General features: G+C 68.3%; 19 protein-coding genes. 13 read left to right on the top strand and 6 right to left on the bottom strand.

The genetic code is table 11. The features are described from left to right. Positions 1-157 precede the first annotated feature (157 nt). The 4 genes from rpoN to ASD79_RS00305 all read left to right on the top strand — a co-directional run bounded on the left by rpoN (position 158) and on the right by ASD79_RS00305 (position 3,676). Positions 158-1,669, top strand: coding sequence for an RNA polymerase factor sigma-54 (gene rpoN / locus ASD79_RS00320; RefSeq protein WP_056718985.1), 1,512 nt, complete (start codon positions 158-160; stop codon positions 1,667-1,669). Between the two features lie 157 nt (positions 1,670-1,826). Then, positions 1,827-2,438 (top strand): exopolysaccharide biosynthesis protein, encoded by a 612-nt coding sequence (locus ASD79_RS00315; RefSeq protein WP_056718983.1) that lies wholly within the window; start codon positions 1,827-1,829, stop codon positions 2,436-2,438. 51 nt (positions 2,439-2,489) lie between these two features. Then, the gene (gene raiA, locus ASD79_RS00310; RefSeq protein ID WP_056718981.1) at positions 2,490-3,122 is read left to right on the top strand and encodes a ribosome-associated translation inhibitor RaiA; all 633 of its coding nucleotides are present in this window, start codon (positions 2,490-2,492) and stop codon (positions 3,120-3,122) included. Between the two features lie 83 nt (positions 3,123-3,205). Then, positions 3,206-3,676 (top strand): PTS sugar transporter subunit IIA, encoded by a 471-nt coding sequence (locus ASD79_RS00305; RefSeq protein WP_056718979.1) that lies wholly within the window; start codon positions 3,206-3,208, stop codon positions 3,674-3,676. A gap of 222 nt (positions 3,677-3,898) precedes the next feature. Here ASD79_RS00305 and ASD79_RS00300 read toward each other — a convergent pair whose 3' ends face one another. From ASD79_RS00300 to dapB, 6 genes are all read right to left on the bottom strand, one after another. Beyond that, complete coding sequence (locus tag ASD79_RS00300; protein WP_056718977.1) at positions 3,899-4,165, bottom strand: DUF1150 family protein; 267 nt, start codon at positions 4,163-4,165, stop codon at positions 3,899-3,901. A gap of 79 nt (positions 4,166-4,244) precedes the next feature. Further along, complete coding sequence (locus ASD79_RS00295; RefSeq protein WP_007661614.1) at positions 4,245-4,670, bottom strand: Hsp20 family protein; 426 nt, start codon at positions 4,668-4,670, stop codon at positions 4,245-4,247. Between the two features lie 268 nt (positions 4,671-4,938). Beyond that, the gene (locus ASD79_RS00290) at positions 4,939-5,304 is read right to left on the bottom strand and encodes a YdbL family protein (protein WP_056718975.1); all 366 of its coding nucleotides are present in this window, start codon (positions 5,302-5,304) and stop codon (positions 4,939-4,941) included. 13 nt (positions 5,305-5,317) lie between these two features. Next, positions 5,318-5,509 carry a YnbE family lipoprotein gene (locus ASD79_RS00285; RefSeq protein ID WP_056718973.1) on the bottom strand — a complete coding sequence of 64 codons (192 nt, stop codon included), beginning with the start codon at positions 5,507-5,509 and terminating at the stop codon, positions 5,318-5,320. A 31-nt stretch (positions 5,510-5,540) separates the two neighbouring features. Beyond that, the gene (locus ASD79_RS00280) at positions 5,541-8,831 is read right to left on the bottom strand and encodes a YdbH domain-containing protein (RefSeq protein ID WP_056718971.1); all 3,291 of its coding nucleotides are present in this window, start codon (positions 8,829-8,831) and stop codon (positions 5,541-5,543) included. A 39-nt stretch (positions 8,832-8,870) separates the two neighbouring features. After that, positions 8,871-9,650 carry a 4-hydroxy-tetrahydrodipicolinate reductase gene (gene dapB, locus ASD79_RS00275; protein WP_255356960.1) on the bottom strand — a complete coding sequence of 260 codons (780 nt, stop codon included), beginning with the start codon at positions 9,648-9,650 and terminating at the stop codon, positions 8,871-8,873. Positions 9,651-9,936: 286 nt separating this feature from the next. Between dapB and ASD79_RS00270 the strand changes: the two genes are divergently transcribed. From ASD79_RS00270 to ASD79_RS00235, 9 genes are all read left to right on the top strand, one after another. Then, positions 9,937-12,225: an NADP-dependent malic enzyme gene (locus ASD79_RS00270; protein WP_056718968.1), complete on the top strand. Its 2,289-nt coding sequence runs from the start codon at positions 9,937-9,939 to the stop codon at positions 12,223-12,225. Positions 12,226-12,322: 97 nt separating this feature from the next. Beyond that, positions 12,323-14,356 (top strand): hypothetical protein, encoded by a 2,034-nt coding sequence (locus tag ASD79_RS23610; RefSeq protein WP_156400298.1) that lies wholly within the window; start codon positions 12,323-12,325, stop codon positions 14,354-14,356. Between the two features lie 512 nt (positions 14,357-14,868). Then, entirely contained in the window at positions 14,869-15,288 is a 420-nt protein-coding gene (locus tag ASD79_RS00265) for a GNAT family N-acetyltransferase (protein WP_056718967.1), read from the top strand. 174 nt (positions 15,289-15,462) lie between these two features. Continuing rightward, positions 15,463-16,887: a sensor histidine kinase gene (locus tag ASD79_RS00260; protein WP_056718965.1), complete on the top strand. Its 1,425-nt coding sequence runs from the start codon at positions 15,463-15,465 to the stop codon at positions 16,885-16,887. A 184-nt stretch (positions 16,888-17,071) separates the two neighbouring features. After that, complete coding sequence (locus ASD79_RS00255; RefSeq protein WP_056718963.1) at positions 17,072-17,713, top strand: phosphoribosylanthranilate isomerase; 642 nt, start codon at positions 17,072-17,074, stop codon at positions 17,711-17,713. A 26-nt stretch (positions 17,714-17,739) separates the two neighbouring features. Further along, positions 17,740-18,960 (top strand): tryptophan synthase subunit beta, encoded by a 1,221-nt coding sequence (gene trpB, locus ASD79_RS00250; protein ID WP_162252317.1) that lies wholly within the window; start codon positions 17,740-17,742, stop codon positions 18,958-18,960. 10 nt (positions 18,961-18,970) lie between these two features. After that, on the top strand, positions 18,971-19,798 hold the full coding sequence (gene trpA / locus ASD79_RS00245; RefSeq protein WP_056718958.1) for a tryptophan synthase subunit alpha: 828 nt from the start codon (positions 18,971-18,973) through the stop codon (positions 19,796-19,798). Between the two features lie 11 nt (positions 19,799-19,809). Then, positions 19,810-20,736 (top strand): acetyl-CoA carboxylase carboxyltransferase subunit beta, encoded by a 927-nt coding sequence (locus tag ASD79_RS00240; protein ID WP_056718957.1) that lies wholly within the window; start codon positions 19,810-19,812, stop codon positions 20,734-20,736. A gap of 141 nt (positions 20,737-20,877) precedes the next feature. Next, positions 20,878-22,191 (top strand): folylpolyglutamate synthase/dihydrofolate synthase family protein, encoded by a 1,314-nt coding sequence (locus tag ASD79_RS00235; protein WP_056718955.1) that lies wholly within the window; start codon positions 20,878-20,880, stop codon positions 22,189-22,191. Positions 22,192-22,247 lie beyond the last annotated feature (56 nt).

Genomic DNA, 22,247 nt, shown 5'->3' with positions numbered 1-22,247 from the left:
TGCCTGCAAGGGGCTCGAGCCCTTCCGAAAAGAAAAATCCCGAGTTCTTGGGACGGATGGTCGCGGCGGCACGCTTTTTGCTGACGTTCGCGCCCCGTTAACCAGACTGCCCTTCAATGGCGATCGACACATCGTTCGATTTGCCCAGGAGGGCGCATTGGCTCTCGGCCACAGATTGGAGCTCCGGCAAGGCCAAGGCCTTGTCATCACGCCGCAGCTGCAGCAGGCCATCAAGCTTCTGCAACTGTCGAACCTCGAGCTCGACGCCTTCGTCGAGGCCGAACTCGAGCGTAATCCCCTGCTCCAACGCGACGACGGCCCGGCCGAGGTCGAGCGCGCGCCGCCCAATGAAAGCGAGGGCGCGGTCGAACGCGCGCCTGAGAACCTTGGTCTCGATTCGGTGTCGGACAGCGCCGCCAGCGGCCAGATGGACGCCGCCCCCGACGATATCTCGCCCGGCGAGCGCGCCACCGGCGATGGGGCGCAAGCCGAACAGGCCGGCGGTCAGATCGACTGGTCGCGCACCGGCGGCGGCGGCAATTTCGAGAGCGACGAGAACTACGAAGGCGCCCTGTCGCGCGCCCCGACCCTCTGCGAGCACCTGACCGAGCAACTGGGCGTGGCCGGCCTGACCGCCGCCCAGACCGTGGTGGCCGGGGTGCTGATCGACGCGGTCGACGACACCGGCTACTTGCGCGCCGACCTCGTGGAGGTCGCCGAGCGCCTGGGCTGCGACCTGGCCTTCGTCGAGGGCGTCCTGACCGTCCTGCAAGGCTTCGAGCCGGCCGGCGTCCTGGCCCGCGACGTGCGCGAGTGCCTGGCCCTGCAGCTGAAGGACGTCAACCGCTACGACCCCTGCATGGCCGCCCTGCTCGACAACCTGGACCTGCTGGCCCGGCGCGACATGGCCGCCTTGCGCAAGGCGTGCGGTGTCGACGATGAGGACCTGCGCGAAATGGTCGCCGAGATCCGCGCCCTGACCCCCCGTCCCGGCGCGGCCTTCCACAGCGACCCGCCCCAGACCCTGGTGCCCGATGTCCATGTCCGCGAGACCCCGGGCGGCCTGTGGCACGTGGAGCTGAACACCGACACCTTGCCCAAGGTGCTGGTCGACCAGCGCTACCACGCTCGGGTTTCCAAGGGCGCGAGGAGCGACCAGGAGAAAACCTTCGTCTCCGACTGCTTCGCCACCGCCAACTGGCTGGTCAAGAGCCTGGACCAGCGGGCCAAGACCATCCTCAAGGTCTCCAGCGAGATCGTCCGTCAGCAGGACGGCTTCCTGGCCTACGGCGTCGAGCACCTGCGGCCGCTGAACCTCAAGACCGTCGCCGACGCCATCGGCATGCACGAGAGCACGGTCAGCCGGGTGACCTCCAACAAGTACATCGCCACCCCGCGCGGGGTGTTCGAGCTGAAGTTCTTCTTCACCTCGGCCATCCAGGCCACCGAGGGCGGCGAGGCCCACTCGGCCGCCAGCGTGCGCCACAAGATCAAGGGCCTGGTCGAGGCCGAGCGCACCGAGGCCGACGTCCATTCCGACGATCGCCTGGTCGAGATCCTCAAGGAGGGCGGCGTCGACATCGCCCGCCGGACGGTGGCCAAGTACCGTGAGGCCCTGCGCATTCCGTCGTCGGTCGAACGTCGCCGGCTGATCAAGGAAACCTGCTGATCGCATGGCCGAATGGCCGCGCTCCGCGTTCTAGAGTGCGATTGTCTCCCATGGACTCAATCGCACTCTAGAAGTCTTTGTTTCTACGCATTTTCTTCACGCGAACCGGTATCCACTTCGCTCGAAAATGCTCTAAGCGTGCGACCAGAGGCGCAACATGACGATCCAAAGCCTGTCCGACGTCATCGAGAGCTTCGGCGAGGACACGCGCCCCGTGCTGACCGTCGGCCAGATGCTGGAGCAGTTCGACAGCCGGGCCTTCGGGGCCATGCTGTTCGTCTTCGGCCTGCTCAACTGCCTGCCCCTGCCGCCGGGTTCCTCGACGCTGCTCAGCCTGCCGATCCTGTTGCTGGCCCCGCAGATCGCCCTGGGCCGCGAAGTTCCCTGGCTGCCGCGCAAGCTGGTCGAGCACCCGCTGAAGCGCGACGACCTGCGCGGCCTGTTCCGCAAGCTGACCCCGATCGTCCGGCGCATGGAACTGGTCACCCGGCCGCGGCTGGAAATCCTGTTCGCCCCGGCGGGCGAGCGATTGGTCGGCGTGGTCTGCACGCTTCTGGCCCTGGTGCTGGTGCTGCCGATCCCGCTGGGCAACCTCGCGCCGGGCGCGACGGTGGCGGTATTGTCCCTGGCCCTGCTGCAACGAGACGGGCTTCTGGCCCTGCTCGGCTACCTGATGGCCGCCGTCAGCGTGGGCATTCTGGTGCTCAGCGCAAGTGTCGTCGCGGCCGCCGTTGATAGGTTGCTGCACATGTTTTCGGGCCTGTTTTAAGGCGCCCCGGCAGTGCTTGACACCGGGCCGAGACGGGCGCGTTGATAGGGCATGCAAGTCCAAATCTCCGGCAAGCATGTCGACGTTGGCGAGGCTCTGCGAGCGCGAGTCTCCGACGAAATCACCCTGAGCATCGGCAAGTATTTTGATCGCGGCGGCGCCGCCGACGTGATCATCAGCAAGGAGGGTTACGCCTTCCGGGTCGATTGTTCGGTCAAGTTGGCTTCGGGCCAGCAGCTGATCAGCCATGGAGCGGGCGGCGACGCCCACGCGGCCTTCGACGCCGCCCTGGCCAAGATCGAGACGCGCATTCGCCGCTACAAGCGACGATTGAAGAGCCACTCGATCGCCGCCACCGCCAAGCAGGCCGAAAACGCGGCGATGTACGTGCTGCGGGCCCCCGAGGGCGACGAGGCGGACGACGATGACTGGAGCACGGGCGACGACCACCCGGCCGGTGCGCCCTCGGCCATGATCATCGCAGAGGCCCAGGGCTCGCTGAAGATCATGACCGTTTCCATGGCGGTCATGGAACTGGACTTGACCGAGTCCCAGGCAATCGTGTTTAGGAACGCCGCCCACGACGGATTGTCGGTGGTCTACCGGCGGCCTGACGGAAATATCGGCTGGATCGACCCCGAACGCACGAAGGTGCTGAACGGGCACGGGCCAGCCGCGAGCTAACCGAACTCTAGGGCGGTTGGGCGTTTCGGAAGGCCCGCGACGACGACGCGGCGACGACCGACAACGAGCGAGCTTCTAAGTCCATGACCATCGGCGATCTACTGGATTCCAGCGCGGTCACTCTGCGGGTCAGCGCCGCCAACAAACGTCAGGTTCTCGGCGTCATCGCCGACGTCGCCGGCCGAGCCTTCGGCGTCGACGTCGACGAGGCGCTCGAGGGTCTGATGGAACGTGAAGCCGCCGGCTCGACCGGCGTCGGCCAGGGCGTGGCGATCCCGCACGCGCGCCTGTCGGGCGTCGATCGGGTCCGGGCGGTGTTCGTGCGCCTGGAGACGCCGGTGGCGTTCGGGGCCGTCGACGACAAGCCCGTGGACCTGCTGGTGGCGCTGTTCGCGCCCAAGGACGCCGACTCCACTCACCTGCGGGCCCTGGCCCGGATTTCCCGGATGATGCGCCAGCCCGAACTGCGCGAGCAGCTGCGCAAGGCGCGCTCGGCCGACGCCGTGCATGTGATGCTGACCCATGCTCAGGAGAGCAAGCCGACGGCGGCTTGAGGCGTTTCTGGAGTTCTCGCTTATTTTTCGGCCGTCATTCTCGCCCTTGTGGCGAGAACCCCTTTGTTCGTCGCAAGGGCAGAGGTGTGGCGCGCCAGGGCGCCAAGGCGTCTCACCGTCGGCTGAACCAGGGGTTCCCGCCACAAGGGCGGGAATGACGGTTGAACGGATGTGCGAAAGTACGATCGCCATCGGCCAGGCGGCCAATGGCGATCAGAAACCTCAGTGCACCGACACCGGCGCCAGTTCATGGGCCAGGGCCGCCGCGACGGCCGAGTCCTTGTCGGTCAGCACCGCCAGGCGCGCGCCGTCGGCGCGGAACACCGCGTACAGGGTCTGGTCGGGCGACAGGTCGAAATCGGTCACGTCGGCCGGAACGTCGGCCAGGATCTCCGCGGCCTTGATCGGCCGCACATAGACCAGATCGGGCGCGCCAAGCGCCGCGAAGGCCTCGGCGGTGAAGATCGGAATAGCGGGGTCAGGTGTCATAAGACCACCTCCTTCAAAAGGGAACGCCCCGCGACGCGTCTCGGTTCAGACCGCGATCAAGGAGGGCATGTCGGGCGGCTCAGCCCAGGGAGCGGATCGGGATGCGGCGGACCAGCCGTTCAGGCTCGGGCCGGGCCAGGTCCACGTGCAGCAGGCCGTGTTCCAGCGTGGCGGCCGTGACCTCCATGCCGTCGGCCAGCACGAAGGTGCGCAGGAAGCCGCGCGCGGCGATGCCGCGGTGCAGGTAGGCCCGATCGGCTTCCGACTTGCCGTCCGCCTCGCGCCGCCCGGCCACCACCAGCTGACCGCCCTCGACGGTCACCTGCAGCTGGTCGGGCGAGAAGCCGGCCACCGCCAGGGTGATGCGCACCCCGCCGTTCTCGGCCTGCTCGACATTGTAGGGCGGATAGCCTTCGGCGGCGGCCTTGGCCGCGCGCTCGATCAGGTCTCGTGTGTGTTCGAAACCCAGCAGGAAGGGGCTGTCGAACAGGATCGTCCGGGTCATCGCGAAGTCCTCGCTCAAGCGACTTCGTGCGCGAGGACCAAGCCCGGAATCGGCGCCAGGCCTCGCGACGTGAGGCTTAGGTGGCGATGAGCGGGGGCGGGTTCAAGGGTGTGAAGTCCTCCCCCTGTGGGGGAGGTGTCGCCCGAAGGGCGACGGTGGGGGGAGGATTAGGCCATCGACCGCACGCGGCTCCAGCTTGCCAAAACTCCCCCCACCGATCGCTTCGCGATCGCCTCCCCCATCGGGGGAGGCTCTAAGGCACGCCGTCCTACTTCTTCGTCCAGCCGCCATCCAGCGGCTTCCAGTACTGGCCCGGCGCCAGGCGGGCGTAGAGCTGCTTGGCGGTGGCCTGGCCGGCGGCCTCGGCGGTGACCCCCGTCTTGGCGGCGGTGTCCTTGTAGACGGCCGCGCGGCCGGTGTTGATCTCGGCCACGGCGGCGCGCAGCGCGCCGTCGCCGCCCGAGACGACGCCCAGGAAGCCGTCGGCTTGCTCGCCCACGGTCCCGGACGCCTTGCCGGCGTCGACGGCGGCCTTGGCGGCGGCGGATTGGGCCAGGGCGGGAAGGGCCCCAAAGGCCACGGTGGCGCCCAGCGAAGCGGCCAGGGCCAGGACCGTCATAGTCTTGCGGATCATGTCGGTTCCTCTCTTAGAACAGGTTCGGGTTTTGCTGGATCGCCGTCTGGACTTCCTTGTCCAGTTGCACGCGCACATTGGCGTCCAGCTTGGCGTAGATGTTGATCGGGTCGACCTTGACGTGGATCGTCGGGGCGCAGGCCGACACGGAGGCCCCTAGGGCGCCCGTCGCGATAAGGGCCGATATCAGGGCGCTCTTGTTCATTCGTTTCTCCATTCGGGTGCAATCTGCGGCATCAAGGCTGAACCCCATCTGAACGCGGCGGCGCGGGCGGCGGTGTTTCGACGGGCGGCGCGGCAGGCCCTGGCGCCTGCGACTGGGCGTCCTGCCAAGCGCGTTTCCACCCCGCGAGAAGCTCGTCGAAATTCAACGACGAGTCGAGGGTCAGGTCGACCGGGGTCTTGGCGGGCAGGGGGATGCGGCGCTGGAAAGCGGTGCCGCGCAACAGCTCCATCAGGCCGATCTTGGCCTTCTCGGCGACCTTGGGGTCGTGCTCGCCCTTGATGTGGAACAGGATGCCCAGCTGGCCCTTGTCGGTGCTGTTGACCTTGGCCTCCAGCATCTCGAAGCGCAGGTTCTCCATGGCCTGATAGGCGAAGTCCTGGATGGCGTTGACCTGCGCCGGCTTGGCCGCCATCAGCGGATCGTCGGGATCGACCCCGCCCTGGCCGGCGGAGACGTCGCCCAGCGCCTCGCGGGCGATCGACAGGCGGCCGGGCTGGGTGGCGTAGATCCTGCCGTCCAGGAAGCGCAGGCCGGCCGGGCTGAATTCGAACGGCAGGCGGCCATCGACGATGGCCTCGACCTTGATCTTGTCGGCCATGGACGAGCCGGCGACCAGTTCGCCCAGGTCCAGGTGCTGGATGTTGACGACGCCCTTCAACGTGCCCTTGCCGTCCAGCGGCACCTCGATCGGCTCGATCGAGATGCTGCCCTTGGCGGCCTCGAAGACGGTCGATCGCAGGTGCAGCGCCTCGGCGTCCAGGCTGAAGTCCGCCACCACCGCCTGGATCGGCACGATGGCGTCGACCCGCTCGATCTTCAGGGTCTGGTCCGGCGCGCTGATCAACGGGGCCAGGCTGGTGAAGGCCACTTCGCCCTTCAGGGTGGCCACGAAGCCCAGCGGACTCTTGAAGTTCAGGCCCGGCGTCGACAGCCGGCCCTCGCTGGTCATGGTTTCGCCGGCCCAGTCGAAACGGCCGGTGAAGGCGACCGGACCGTCGGCCTCGCGGGCGACCTCGGCCAGGGGCGACAGGCCCAGGGGCTGGAGGCCGCCCTTGACGAACACCATGCGCGAGGCGTCGATCAAGGCCTCGCCGCGACCGCTGGCCACGTCGTGGCGGAGGGTGATCTTGCCCACCGGACGGCCGTCGAGGGTGGTGGCGTCGAAGCCGCCGAGCCATTGGCCGCGCGCCAGGTTGACCGCCCCGGTCGCCGCCATCGTCTCGAAGCGCCGCGCCGCCGCCGCCTCGACCAGGCGGCCGGCGGTGACCCGCACCTGCGCCTCATCGAACCCGCCGCGACCGCCGCCCTCGAAACCGGCCGTCACGCCCTCGACGCGCGCCTCGGCGACATTGACCAGGGCCTGGCCGTGCTCGATGCGGGCCGAGGCATGCCAGGCCCCGCCGGCCGCCTGGACCAGCGGCCTGGCCGTCGGGCAGGCGTCGAACTTGAGGTCGGAGATCGGCGGCTCGCCCATCTCCCAGGTCTTGGCGGTCAGCGGCGTGCAGCGCGCGAGCCGCAGGGTGAAGGTGTCGCCGACCAGCTGGGCCCGGCCGTTCAGGGTTCCCGACAGTCCGGTGACCGGCGGCACGTCGAGGGTTCCGGCCAGGACGACGTCGCTGGTCAGGCCACCCGGACCCGCCCGCCAGTTCGGAGCCTTCAGGGTGATGTCGGGCAGGCCGCCGCCGCCCAGGGCCAGGGCCGCTCGGCCGCCGGCCCCGCCGCCCGCCGCCGCGACCAGCGGTCCGCCGGACGCGCCCAGGGTCGCCTTGGCGCCGCTGGCGGCGGTCAGGGTGACGGGCCGTGGCAGGAACAGGCTGGTCTGTCCGTCCCGCACCGCCAGCCGCAGGGCCGGCGCCGAGACCTCGAAGCGCGACAGGGCGGCGGCCGCGGCCTTGGCGTAGTCGGGGTTGGGCAGGGCGGCGGTCAGGTGCTGGGCGTCGGGTCCGGACACCGCGCCGTCCGCGCCGGCCTGGCCGTCCAGGGCCAGGCTGACCCCGTCGCTCCCGGCCGAGAACCGACCCTTGCCGCTGGCCGCCAGGCTGGACAGCACCACTCCGCCGACCGCCGCGCGGCCGCTGCCCAGGGTGACCGCCATCGGCCCGCTGAGCGACTGGCGATGGGCGTCGGAGATCGCCGTCAGGCCGGTGGAATTGACCGCGATCGCCGTTCGCGACAGGGCCGCGCCGCCCGCCACCGCCTTGTCGGCCGTGGCCGCCAGGCGGGTGCGGGCCGAGCCGCGCGCGCCGGCCGGGTCGTAGGTCACCGCCAAGCCGGTCAGGTCGAGGTCGGCGACGACGTCACGGCTGTCCAGGGTCGGCGACGTCAGCCGCTCGCCGCGCGCGTGCAGGGTGGTGTGGCCGGTGAAGCCGCCGCGCTTGAGGTCGCCGCTGAGCAGGCCGGTCGCCGCGAAATTGGCCTCCAGGCCGCCCAGGGCGGCGGTGTCGAGGTCCGCCCCGCGCGCCTTCAGCGCCAGCCGCACCTCGGCCGGCCCGACCATCGACAGCTTCTGCAGGTCGGGATAGGCGATGTCGGCCTGCAGCGCGCCCTGCGCGTCGGTCAGGTCCAGCTGGCCCGTGCTCAGCGACCGCATGTCCAGGTCGATATCGAGGGTCAGCCGCTCGCCGCGCTTGCGGGCCTTGAAAAACATGCCGGCGGTGTCGAACGACAGGTCCTTGGTGGCGTAGCGCAGCGGGGCCAGGCGGCCATCGAAGCGCAGCAGCTTGCCGTCGTCCAGGCTGGCGTCGCCGGTCAGCCGCGCCGCGCCGCCCGGCAGGCGCAGGCTGACCCGGGCGTCCTCGACCAGGATCGCCGGCCCCGGCGCGTTCGGCTCGCCGGGGGCCTTCAGCGCCTCGTCGATCAGCGGCTGCAGGGCGCCGAAGTGGAAGCCGTTCTGGTCGAGGCTGGCGTTGAGGCGCGGCCGCACCAGGCGGATGGCCCGGGTGTTGAGCGCGAACTCGCCGCCGCTCCATGGGGCCGACAGGTCGTAGGCCACCTCGATCCGCTCGGCCGAAAACACCGGCGCGTTCCTGGGGCCCAGGCGGATGGCGCCGGCGAAGCCGGTGGCGTCGAGGTCGTCGAGCTCGACCGTCGCCTCGATCCCCTTGTCCTCCAGCCAGGCCACGGCCAGCTCGCGGCTGATCTCGCGGCGGCCGGCATAGGCGGAGAACCCCACGGCGACGAAGGCCAGGGCGGCCAGCGACATGATCTCCAGACCGGCGTCCAGCATCGCCGCGCGGCGAGGCCGGCGGGCGGAGGGGGACGGCTTGGCGTCAGGCTGGGGGTCGGGCGGGGGCTCGGCCATCGGGGGCACAATGCCGCAACAGGCGGCGATTGTTAGGTCCTAACTTTCAAAACCGAGGACGTCCTGCATGTCGTACAGCCCCGGCGGCTGGTTCCTGGCCCAGATCGCCGCGGCGATGGCCCCGCGCGCGAACAGGCCCCGGTCGGTGGCCGAGTGTGACAGGGTCAGCACCTCGGACTCGCCGGCGAAGATCACGCTGTGCTCGCCGATGATCCCGCCGCCGCGCACCACCGAAAAGCCGATCGCCCCCTCGCGGCGCGGACCGGCAGCGCCGTCGCGGGCCCGGTCGGCGACCGCGTCGAGGTCCACGCCGCGCCCGGCGGCGACGGCCTGGCCCAGCATCAGGGCGGTGCCGGACGGCGCGTCGACCTTGCGGCGGTGATGGGCCTCGAACACCTCGGCGTCCCAGTCGGCGGCGGGCAGGGCGGCGGCGGCCTGCCGGACCAGGCCCAGCAGCATGTTGACGCCCAGCGAGAAATTGCCCGAACGGACGATGGCCACCTTGCGGGCCGCCGCCGCGATGCGCGCCGACTGTTCGGGCGTGAAGCCGGTCGAGCCGATGATCACCGCCGGCCCGCCGCGCGCCGCGCCGGCCAGGTCGGCGCAGACCTCGGCCAGCTCGGCCGAGGCCTCGGGCAGGGTGAAGTCGATCACCGCGTCGGCCCCGGCCAGGGCCTCGAACCGCCCGACCAGGCCCTCGCCGCCGGTCCCCGGACGCCCGAAGCGGCCGGCCAGGGCGACGTCGGCGCGACCCTCCATCGCGCCGGCCACGGCCAGGCCCATCCGGCCCAGGGCGCCGGCCACGGCGATGTTCACGATGCTGGGAGAGGGGCCGGGCGTTGGGGCGGGCGGGGCAGGGCTCACGGCGATCTCCGGGAAAATGGCGTGGCAGGTAGTCTCCCGACACGCCCCGTCAGGTCAATGGCGCAAGCCGTGACAAGGTTGTCAGGCTTACGCAACGCCAAGCAGAACAAGCGTTTGCGAGCCATTTATCGCTCCGGCGGAGGTTGTGAGCCGCCGGGCGCCTCGCTACGGTGACCGCAAATAAGGGCGCTTCGCATTGTCCGGAGCGTCCCATCAGCTTGCACGGCGGGACCAGGGGTACATGAGCGACACGGAGAAGAAGACCTTCACGGACGAAGAAGCGCTGAACTTCCACCGCTATCCGACCCCCGGCAAGATCGCCATCGTGCCGACCAAGCCCATGGCCACCCAGCGCGACCTGTCGCTGGCCTATTCCCCCGGCGTCGCCGTGCCCGTCCACGCCATCGCCGCCGATCCGGACATGGCCTACGAGTACACCTCCAAGGGCAACCTGGTGGCGGTGATCTCCAACGGCACCGCGATCCTCGGCCTCGGCGACCTGGGGGCCCTGGCCTCCAAGCCGGTGATGGAAGGCAAGAGCGTGCTGTTCAAGCGCTTCGCCGACGTCGATTCCATCGACATCGAGATCAGCAGCAAGGATCCCGACGAGATCATCACGGTGGTCAAGAACATCGGCGTCACCTTCGGCGGCATCAATCTCGAGGACATCAAGAGCCCCGAATGTTTCCGCATCGAGACCGAGTTGCAGGAGCTGCTCGACATCCCGGTGTTCCACGACGACCAGCACGGCACGGCGATCATCTGCGCCGCCGGCCTGATCAACGCCTGCCACATCACCGGCAAGAACCTGGCCGACGTGAAGGTGGTGCTCAACGGCCCCGGCGCGGCGGGCATCGCCTCGCTGGAGCTGATCAAGGCCATGGGCGTGCGGCCCGAGAACGTCATCGCCGTCGACAGCAAGGGCGTGCTCTACCAGGGCCGCACCGAGGGCATGAACCAGTGGAAGAGCGCCCACGCGGTCGACACCCCGCTGCGCACCCTGGCTGAAGCGGTGGTCGGGGCGGACGTCCTTCTTGGCCTCTCGGCGAAAGGCGCCTTCACCCCCGAGATGATCGCCTCCATGGCCCCCAACCCGGTGATCTTCGCCATGGCCAACCCCGATCCGGAGATCAGCCCGGAAGAGGTGCGCAAGGTCCGCAAGGACGCCATCATGGGCACCGGCCGCAGCGACTATCCCAACCAGGTCAACAACGTCCTGGGCTTCCCCTACATCTTCCGCGGCGCGCTGGACGTGCGGGCCCGCCGGGTCAATCACGAGATGAAGATCGCCTGCGCCAACGCCCTGGCCATGCTGGCCCGCGAGGACGTGCCCGACGAGGTCGCCGCCGCCTATCACGGCCGCCAGCTGAAGTTCGGCCCGGAATACATCATCCCCTCGGCCTTCGACCCCCGGCTGATCTGGTACATCCCGCCCTTCGTCGCCCAGGCGGCCATGGACACCGGCGTGGCCCGCAAGCCGATCGCCGACATGGACGCCTACCGCGCCAGCCTGGCCCAGCGCCTGGACCCCACCGCCGGCTTCCTGCAGAAGATCAGCGGCGCCGTGCTGGCCAAGCCCAAGCGGATCGTGTTCGCCGAGGGCGAGGATCCCAGCGTCATCCGCGCCGCCTACGCCTTCCAGACCGGCGGCTACGGCAAGGCCATCCTCTGCGGCCGCGAGAACCTGGTGCAGGAGAACATGCGCGTCGTGGGCCTGGACCCCGACGTCGTCGACCTGGAGATCGTCAACGCCCGGCTCAGCGACCGCAACCCCGACTATGTCGACGCCCTCTATCTGCGCCTGCAGCGCCAAGGCTACCTGAAGCGCGACGTCCAGCGGCTGATCAACCAGGACCGCAACAGCTTCGCCGCCTCGATGGTCACCCTGGGCGAGGCCGACGGCATGGTCACCGGCGTCACCCGCAGCTTCGACCAGGCCCTGGAAGAGGTGCTGCGCGTCGTCGACCCGGCCGACGGCGGCCGGATCATGGGCATGTCGGTGGTGCTGGCCAAGGGCCGCACGGTCTTCGTGGCCGACACCAACGTCACCGAGCTGCCCGAGGCCGAGGAACTGGTCGAGATCGCCTGCGAGGCGGCCCGCGCCGTCGCCCGCCTGGGCTTCAAGCCGCGCGTCGCCTTCATGAGCTATTCGACCTTCGGCAACCCGATGGGCGTGCGCTCGGAAAAGGTCCGCGAGGCCGTGGCCATGATGGACGAGATGGACGTCGACTTCGAATACGAGGGCGAAATGCCGCCCGAACTGGCGCTCGACCCCGAGAAGCGGGCCAACTACCCGTTCATGCGCCTGACCGATAGCGCCAACATCCTGATCATGCCCGCCATCCACTCGGCCTCGATCGCGACGAAGCTGGTGCAGAGCCTGGGTGGGGCGACGGTGATTGGGCCGGTGCTTCTCGGACTGTCGAAGTCGGTGCAGATCTGTCCGCTGGGGGCTTCGGTGTCGAAGATTTTGAACATGGCGATGATGGCGGCGTACGAGGCGCCGGCGGAGGGGGTGGCGGCGGAGTAGGGGGCGGCGAGAACCGAAACTCACGGACACTCGCTTTTTGAGATTTCCATTCGGACCAATTCCACTCTAGCTTGCTTGAAAGGCATGGGGGGTGACAATGTCCGACTACTCAATCGCAAGCTTTTGGACGTCTCGCATTTCAGCGAAGCGTAGCGGTGCGGTGAAGCCCATCCGTGGTTGGAGCTACGAAACCGTAGGATTGGAGACCTTCAGAGAAGCGCCAATTACCGCAAGTTCTGACTTCGATGCTGAGCAGGATCCAAAGACTGCTGAAGTTCTTCTGGTCGCAGCGCCGGGTGCCGTCGGCAAATCGACACTGGCCCGCCAGATCGCGTCAGAAACTAAAGCGATCTACATCGATTTGGCGGATGCGGAACCTGTTGGAGCAAATACCCTCAGTGGTTCGCTTGCCAAATCAGGTCTCTATAGTGACTGGGAAAGCGGTCACTCGGCAGTTCTGATCGACGGCCTTGATGAAGCTCGTCTCCGGGTCACCCAAGAAGCTTTCGAAGCATTCCTAAAAGATGTTGGCGCACTGGCCGTGGGGCGATCAATTCCTACGGTACTCTTCGGTAGAACTGGCTCCATTCAGGATGCCTGGCTGACGCTAACTGACACTGAAGCGACAATAGCAGTGTTGGAGATTGGCTACTATGGGCCCGAGGCTGCAGTCGACTTCGCACAAGCGCAACTTAGAGCGTTAAACCCAGATCCAACCCACGCAGTGCCACAACGGCGTGCAATCGCACTTATACTCGAGCGCTTACGCGAGAGAACGGACGGCGATGAAGATCGGTTTGCCGGCTATGCGCCTGTCTTGAGCGCCGTTGCTGAACGCGTTGCGCATGATCCTAATCCTAGCAATCTCATTGCAGATATCGAGAAGGGAGTACATCCGGTGACTCTCCGATCGGTCGTTTCCGCAATCATGGAACGTGAACGTCAGAAGCTTTCCAATCTGCCATTTGACGACCGGAAAGTTGCGAGCGGACTATATAAAGAAGAGGAGCAGCTCACGCGCCTGGCTGCGCGCCGATACGGTCGCCCTTTTCCCCCGATTCCATCGATGGGCGCCAAAGATGCTCAAATATACACGAGCGCGCTCGAAACTTGGGTAGCCGAACATCCCTTCTTGAATGGTGCAGAAGGTGCATCTGCGGTTTTTGAGGCCGTAATTACTAATGCCGCTCTTGCAGATCCCGAACTATCCAAATTGGCCTTGGAAAAGGAACTTTCTCGTGGAGTAGCTTCGAATCCGTTTCTGGCGGAATTTTACATCAAAGATGTCGGTGTCGAAGACGTACGATCATTAAAAGCCGAACATGTGGGAGTTATTTACGCGTCAGTACGAGCTCAGCTTGCAATCGGACAGTCCGCCAGCCTTTCCATTGATGGCTCCGAGGCCGAAGACGAAATTGAAAGATTGGCTGCGGACATCGAAATTAGTATCTCAAAAGGAGAAGGAGCCAGACCGCATATTTTACGCTTTCAAACCGAGCAGATAGGCACATTTCGTCTCGGCTCGTATGTAGACGACGTCGATATAACAATCCCGCAGGGTGCAGTGGAATTTGGCCCCGGCCCGGAAGCAATTTTGGTCGCCCCTGTGAGCGTTCAATGTAGAAAATTGAGCATAATTGCGCCCAAGGTGGTTATTGAAGGAGCGCTAGGAAACAAAATATCGTCCGTTTTCCTGGAAGCGGAAGAATTCGATGGAGCCGTAATGACTTCCATTCCGACGATTAGAGGAGATGTTGCGCTCTCCGCATCTTGGCCTGATGTTCGACAGCATCCGTGGACGGCGTTTGCAACCAGTCCGACTACCATACAGGACCCAAGATTAGACGAAGCTCTTCGTCGACTTCGCAAGTTTATTATCGCGTTTCGTTCTCATAGCAAGGGATCGCTCAAACGATTCAAAGCAAAACTGGATCACGAGCGCATGACAAAGGGAACCGGCCGAGCGGTTCTGGACAAACTCGTCGCCGAAAAAGTACTTACCGTGGATGGCTCGATGTATGTTTTGAATCCCGATCTTCTGTCTGAACGGGCGGGGACAAACTATGCAGACACGATGTCTCGGTCTTTCGGGAAGAAGACCATTGAGTTCATTAGCGGGGCGCTGAAATAGGCCATCCGCCCCTCGGCGGATGACGCCACGTCCTGAAACCCTTGGTGGAATTGGAGCTCTAGGGTCTGACCGTGTCAAGGATCGCCTCCGGCGACCGCGTCGCGGCGGCGCGGCGCGCCGTCCTTGACACGGTCAGACCCTAGAGCAGGCTCGCCACCATGGATTTCAGGGCGCGGCCTGGCCGCCGAGGGGCGGGCCGGCTGGGCGAGGGGGTTGACGGAACGGCCGCGCTCTTGGCTCGCGCTCGCGGCGATGGCGGCCGGGGACATGCTCTCACGGCAGCGCGCCGGCCGGGTTCGCAGGGAGAAAACCGTGAGTGCGTGTCCCCAACGGATCCGCTGAGTTTGTTTTGAAGGCCTGTCCGGGACGAAAATTCGAGGCCGTGGATGTCGTTGGGGACACGCACTCACCCCGCGTTCCTGGATCGACTTGCCAAGGCCTCGCCGTGAGTGCGCGTCCCCGGTCGCGCGGGCCATCTTCTCCCGCGCGGGGAGAAGGCTTAGATCACTCCCATGATCATCCTCGCCCAGACCGACGCCGAGATCCTCGCCACCTTCGAGGTCATGGCCCAGCTGCGCCCGCTCCTGGCGCGCGACACCTATGTGGCGCGGATCCGGGGGCTGATGGCCAGCGACGGGTTCCGGCTGGCCTATGTGGCGCAGGACGGCGCGGCGCGGGCCGTGGCGGGGTATCGGGTGCTCGACATGCTGTATTGCGGCCGCTTCCTGAGCGTCGATGACCTGGTGGCCGACGACCGGCTGCGCTCGCGGGGCCATGGCAAGGCGCTGATGGACTGGCTGAAGGCCGAGGCCCGGCGCGAGGGCTGCGGGCATCTGGAGCTGATCTCCAACGTGGTCCGCGAGGCCGCGCACCGGTTCTATTTCCGCGAGGGCCTGGCCGTCGACGCCTTCCATTTCCGGGTGAAGCTCTAGGCGGGCGCGGTCCTCCGACCCACGTGGACGCCAGGTCTTTCGCGAAACGGCCAAACGGAGGCATGATGCGCCGGGGTGCTTCGTTCGCCCGACGCGCCCGCGAGCCCGACCGACGAGAAGGAGCGCCATGATCGCGAGACGACCGGTCGGCCACCGTCGGGGCGGCGGCGGCGCATGAGCGAGGACGCCGCGCCATCGCCGGTCTCGCCCAGCGTCACCACCGCGCTGAAGCACGCGCCGCTGGGCATCGCCATCTTCGATCGCGACATGCGCTACCTGGCCGCGTCGCGGCAGTACCTGACCGACCAGGGCCTGCCCGCCGACCTGCCGCTGCTGGGCCGCGTGCACTACGAGGTCTTTCCCGAGATCCCCCAGCACTGGCGCGAGCTGCACGCCCAGGTCCTGGCCGAGGGGGTCGAGCTGCACAACAGCGACGGCGACCGCTATGTCGACCGCCGCGGCCAGGTCGACTGGATCCGCTGGTCGATGGCCCCGTGGCGCACCGACGACGGGGCGATCGGCGGGCTGGTGCTCTATACCGAGGTGGTCACTGGGGCGGTCGAGGCCCGGCTGAAGCTGGAGGCCGCCGAGGCCCGCTACCGCGCGGTGTTCGACCAGGCGGCGATGGGCGTGGCGCGGGTGTCGGGCAGCGGCCGGTTCCTGGAGGTCAACGACCGGTTCTGCGCCATCACCCGCCGCGACCGTGACACGCTGCTGGCCTCGACCTTCATGGACATCGCCCCGGGCGAGGACACGGTGGCGACGGCGATCACCCAGGGCCGGGCCCTGCTGACCGGCGAGATCGACAGCTACGCCATCGAGCGGCGGGTCGATGGCCGCGACGGGCCGGTCTGGGTCCACGTCACCGCCTCGCGCGTCGATCCCGGCGACGGGCGCCCCTATCTGGTGGTGATCATCTCCGACATCACCGCCCGCAAGCAGGTGGAGTCCGAGCAGCAGCAATATCAAGGCCAGCTGCGGCTGCTGATCAACGAGCTGAACCACCGGGTGAAGAACACCCTGGCCACCGTGCAGTCGATGGCCTCCCAGACCCTGAAGAACGAGCCCCACCCGGCCGTGGCCTTCGAGAAGTTCGAGTCGCGGCTGATGGGATTGTCCCAGGTGCACGACGTGCTGACCCGCGAGAGCTGGCACGGCGCGGGCCTGCGCGACGTGGCCGAGCGGGCTCTGGCGCCGTTCGCCGAGGCGACCCAGACCGGGCGTGGCGGCCGGCTCAGCATCGACGGGCCGCCGGTCTGGCTGGCGCCGGGCGGGGCCCTGACCATGGCCCTGATCTTCCACGAGCTGGCGACCAACGCCCTCAAGTACGGGGCCCTGTCGAACGCCGACGGGCGGGTGGCGCTGTGCTGGACCTATGACGCGGGCAGTCGGGACCTGGCCCTGGCCTGGACCGAGACCGGCGGCCCGCCGACGGCCCCGCCGACCCGCCGGGGCTTCGGCTCCCGCCTGATCGAACGCAGCCTGCGCGGCGAGCTGAAGGGCGCGGCGACCATGGATTACCGGCCGGAGGGGCTGGTCTGCGCGATGCGGGCCAGGCTGTCGAACCCGGTGGAGAAGGACTCGGCGTCGGGCGGGTGAGAAGTCCTCCCCCTCTGGGGGAGGCGGCCGAAGGCCGGTGGGGGGAGCTTGGGCAGGTCGACCCCGCGGGCGGTCGACAGCGCATGACTCCCCCCACCGTCGGCTTCGCCGACACCTCCCCCACAGGGGGAGGACTTAGGACCCACCCCTTGCGTCCAGCCATCCCACGCCGTACCTCCCGCCCATGACCAAGGCCAAGATCTGCGGGCTGTCGACGCCCGAGAGCGTGACCGCCGCCCTCGACGGCGGCGCGGCGTTCCTCGGTTTCGTGTTCTTCGCGCGCAGCCCGCGCAACCTGACGCCCGAGGCCGCCGCCCGGCTGGTCGCGCCTCTACGCCAGAGCCCGGTCAAGACCGTGGCCGTCACCGTCGACCCCGACGACGCCCTGATCGACCGGCTGATGGCGACGATGAAGCCCGACCTGATCCAGGTGCACGGCAAGGAGACCCCCTCGCGGGTCCGCGAGATCGCCCAGCGGTCCGGGGTCGGGGTGATCAAGGCGTTCTCGGTGTCGTCGTCGGCCGACGTCCAGCGGGCCGGGGCCTTCGACGGCGTGGCCGAGCACCTGATGTTCGACGCCAGGCCCGTGGAGGGCTCGGTCCTGCCCGGCGGGACGGGGGCGCGGTTCGACTGGAGCCTGCTGGCCGGCCAGCGGTTCTCGCGGCCGCATTTCCTGGCCGGCGGGCTGGATCCGTGGAACGTGGCCGAGGCGCTTCGGGCCTCGGGCGCGCCGCTGGTGGACGTTTCCTCTGGCGTCGAACGGGGTCCCGGCCTAAAGGACCCGGCTCTGATCACGGCGTTTCTCGACGCCGTCAAACGCGCCTGACGCAGCCCGACCTTTTGGAAGAGCCCGTGAACGTTCCGACTAAGCCCAACGATTGGTCCGCCTATCCCGACGCCAAGGGCCGCTTCGGCGACTACGGCGGCCTCTACGTGGCCGAGACCCTGATGCCGCTCGTGCTCGAGCTGGACCGGGCCTATACCGAGGCCAAGAACGATCCGGCCTTCCAGAGCGAGCTGCGCGGCTACCTGACCCACTATGTCGGCCGGCCGTCGCCCCTCTATTTCGCCGAGCGCCTCAGCCAGCACCTCGGCGGGGCCAAGATCTATTTCAAGCGCGAGGAGCTGAACCACACCGGCGCGCACAAGATCAACAACTGCATGGGCCAGATCCTGCTGGCCCAGCGCATGGGCAAGACCCGGATCATCGCCGAGACCGGCGCCGGCCAGCACGGCGTGGCCAGCGCCACCGTCACCGCCCGCTTCGGCCTGCCCTGCGTGGTCTATATGGGCGCCGTCGACGTCGCCCGGCAAAAGCCCAACGTGTTCCGTATGAACCTGCTCGGCGCCGAAGTGCGCCCGGTTACCTCGGGGGCCGCCACCCTCAAGGACGCCATGAACGAGGCGATGCGCGACTGGGTCACCAACGTGGCCGACACCTATTACATGATCGGCACCGCGGCCGGCCCGCACCCCTATCCGGCCATGGTCCGCGACTTCCAGGCGGTGATCGGGACCGAGGCCCGCCAGCAGATCCAGGAGGCCGAGGGCCGGCTTCCCGACGCGGTCGTGGCCTGTGTCGGCGGCGGCTCCAACGCCATCGGCCTGTTCCACCCTTTCCTGGCCGACGAAAGCGTCAAGATCTACGGCGTGGAGGCCTCGGGCCACGGCCTGGAGACCGACAAGCACGCCGCCTCGCTGACCGGCGGCCGGCCGGGCGTGCTGCACGGCAACAAGACCTACCTGCTGCAGGACGACGACGGCCAGATTCTCGACGCCCACTCGATCTCGGCCGGCCTGGACTATCCGGGCATCGGGCCGGAGCATTCGTTCCTGCACGACGTCGGCCGGGCCCAGTACCTGACCTGCACCGACGACGAGGCCCTGGCCGCCTTCCAGCTGTGCGCCGAGCTCGAGGGCATCATCCCCGCCCTCGAAAGCGCCCACGCCCTGGCCAAGCTGCCGCAACTGGCCAAGGAAATCGGGCCGGGCGGCGTGATCGTGCTGTGCCTGTCGGGCCGGGGCGACAAGGACATCTTCACCGTGGCCGACGCTCTCGGGCGAACGATCTAGGGCTGAAACTTTGCCAACCAATCGTATCGATCATCGTTTCGCGGCGCTGAAAGCCGAGAACCGCGCCGGCTTCGTGGCGTACATCATGGCGGGCGACCCCGACCTCGCCACGGCGCTGGACATCCTCAAGGGCTTGCCCGCGGCCGGCGCCGACATCATCGAGCTGGGCCTCCCGTTCTCGGACCCGATGGCCGAAGGGCCGACCATCCAGCGCGCCTCGCAGCGCGCCCTGGCCAACGGCGTGAAGACCCGCGCGGTCCTGGACATGGTCCGCGCCTTCCGAGAACAGGATATCGAGACCCCGGTCATCCTGATGGGCTATCTGAACCCCATCCTGTCCTACGGCTTCGATCGCTTCGCCCATGACGCCGCCGAAGCCGGCGTGGACGGCCTGATCGTCGTCGACTGCCCGCCGGAGGAGGCCGATTCGCTGGTCGACGCCCTGGACGCCTACGGGCTGTCGCTGATCCGCCTGGCCACGCCCACCACCGACGACGTCCGCCTGGCGGTCGTCGTCCGCCGCACCTCGGGCTTCGTCTATTACGTCTCGGTGGCCGGGGTGACCGGCGTCAAGTCGGCCGAGGCCAGCGATGTCGCCCCGGCCGTGGCGCGGGTGAAGGCGGCCTCGGGGCTGCCGGTCGCCGTCGGTTTCGGCATCCGCACCCCCGCCCAGGCCGCCGCCGTGGCCCGCGTGGCCGACGCCGCCGTGGTCGGCTCGGCCCTGGTGGACGAAATCGAAGCGGCGGCGCGGTTGAACGAAAACGTGACCGAGAAGGTTCTATCCAAAGCGTCGGAGCTGGCTAAGGCTGTGCGGTCGGCGCGACTCGAAACGGCGTGAGGCTGAAGGCTATGGCGATGGCTGAACCCCAAGGCCCCAAGAAGGGCGACAAGACCAAGGTCGCGACCGAGCGACGCGGCGGCTGGCTGTCGCGCATCGCCCCCGGCGTGCGCGGCGCGTTCGCCAAGCGCGAAACGCCCGAGAACCTGTGGGTCAAGTGCCCCGACACCGGCGAGATGATCTACCGCTCCGACCTGGAGGCGGCCCTGTGGGTCACCCCGGCCGGACGCCACATGCGCATCGGCCCCGAGGCCCGCTTCAAGTTCACCTTCGACGACGGCGTCTACGAGGTCCTGCCGACCCCCGCCGTGTTCGAGGACCCGCTGAAATTCTTCGACGGCAAGTCCTACAAGGACCGCCTGGCCACCGCCCGCAAGGCGACCGGCGAGCAGGACGCCATGGCCATCGCCCACGGCGTGGTCGGCGGCGCCCCGGCCGTGGTGCTGGTCCAGGACTTCGCCTTCATGGGCGGCTCGCTGGGCATGGCCGCCGGCGAGGGCTTCATCGCCGCCGCGCAGGCCGCCATCGCCCGCCAGGTTCCGCTGGTGGCCTTCACCGCCGCCGGCGGCGCGCGCATGCAGGAGGGGGCCCTGTCCCTGATGCAGATGGCCCGCACCACCCTGGCGATCAATGAAATGAAGGACGCCGGCCTGCCTTACGTGGTGGTCCTCACCGACCCGACCACCGGCGGCGTCACCGCCTCCTACGCCATGCTCGGCGACGTCCACCTGGCCGAGCCGGGGGCCCTGATCGGCTTCGCCGGTCCCCGGGTGATCGAGCAGACCATCCGCGAGACCCTGCCGCCGGGCTTCCAGCGTTCCGAGTACCTGGTCGAGAAGGGCATGGTCGACCGCGTCACCCCGCGCAAGGAACTGCCGGCGGTGCTGGGCTCGATCCTCGGCACGCTGATGATGGGCCGCGGGCTCAAGGCGGCCTAGCAAGAAGCTTTTCCCTCCCCCTTGTGGGGAGGGGGACCAGCGAAGCTGGTGGGTGGGGCTTCACCGCCGCCTTGACTCATCAAGCCCCACCCGACCCCTTCGGGGCCACCCTCCCCACAAGGGGGAGGGAAGGTTCATAAAATGACCGACCACCTCCGCGCCCACGACGCCGCGCTCGCGCGGTTGCAGGCCCTGCATCCCAAGCTGATCGACCTGTCGCTGGACCGCATGCGCCGGCTCTGCACGGCCCTGGGCGAGCCGCAGACCCGGCTGCCGCCGGTGATCCACGTGGCCGGCACCAATGGCAAGGGCTCGACCGTCGCCTATCTGCGGGCCATGGCCGAGGCTGCGGGGCTGCGCGTCCACGTCTTCACCTCGCCGCACCTGGTGCGGTTTTCCGAACGCATCCGCCTGGCGGGAACCCTGATCACCGACGACCATCTCGCCGAGGTGCTCGACCGGGTCGAAACCGCCAACGCCGGCCTGCCGATCACCTTCTTCGAGATCACCACCGCCGCCGCCTTCCAGGCCTTTTCCGAGGTCCCGGCCGACCTGTGCCTGGTCGAGGTGGGCCTGGGCGGGGTGCTGGACGCCACCAACGTGGTGACGCCGGTCGTCAGCGTCATCGCCCCGATCGACATCGACCACCGCGAGTTCCTGGGCGACACCCTGGCGGCCATCGCCCAGGAGAAGGCCGGGATCATCAAGCCCAACACCCCGGTGGTCAGCGCCCGCCAGGCCGAGGACGCCGAGGCCGTCATCGACCGCGAGGCCGACCTGGCCGAAGCGCCGCTGACCATGATGGGCCGCGACTTCGACGCCTGGAACGAGCGCGGCCGCCTGTTGGTGCAATTGCAGGACCGTCTGCTGGACCTGCCGGCCCCAGCCCTGCCCGGCGAGCACCAGTTCGCCAACGCCGGCCTGGCGGTCGCCGCCATCCTGGCGTTGAACGATCCGCGCATCGACGAGGCGGCCATCGCCAAGGGGATCGCCGGCGCGACCTGGCCGGCCCGGTTCCAGCGGCTGACGGCCGGACCCCTGGCCCAGCGCGCCAAGGCGGCCGGCGCCGACCTGTGGCTGGACGGCGGCCACAACCCCCATGCCGGCCAGGCCGTGGCCCGGGCGCTGGGCGAGCTGGCGGCCCGCGACGGCCGCCCCGTGGCCCTGATCGCCGGCCTGTTGGCCAACAAGGACGCCACGGGCTTCTTCGCGCCGTTCGCGCCCCTGGGGGCCAGGCTCTACACGGTGACCTTCGAAGGCCAGGCCGCCGCCAACGCCGCCCAGACGGCGGCGGCGGGCGAACTGGCGGGCTTGAGAGCCCAGGCCTGCGACGGGGTCGAAGCGGCGCTGGACAAGGCGCTGGCCCAGGAGCCAACACCGCATGTGCTGATCTGCGGCTCGCTCTACCTGGCCGGCGAAGTGCTGGCGATGAGCCCGGAAACCTGGCCGACTTAGGACCAAGCGCTCTCGAGTTCGACTCCTCGCGCCTCCCCTGAACACCGTCATCCCGG

It is taken from the genome of Caulobacter sp. Root655 (assembly GCF_001427665.1).
GTDB lineage: Bacteria > Pseudomonadota > Alphaproteobacteria > Caulobacterales > Caulobacteraceae > Caulobacter.
This window is presented reverse-complemented; position numbering and strand designations above follow the sequence as displayed.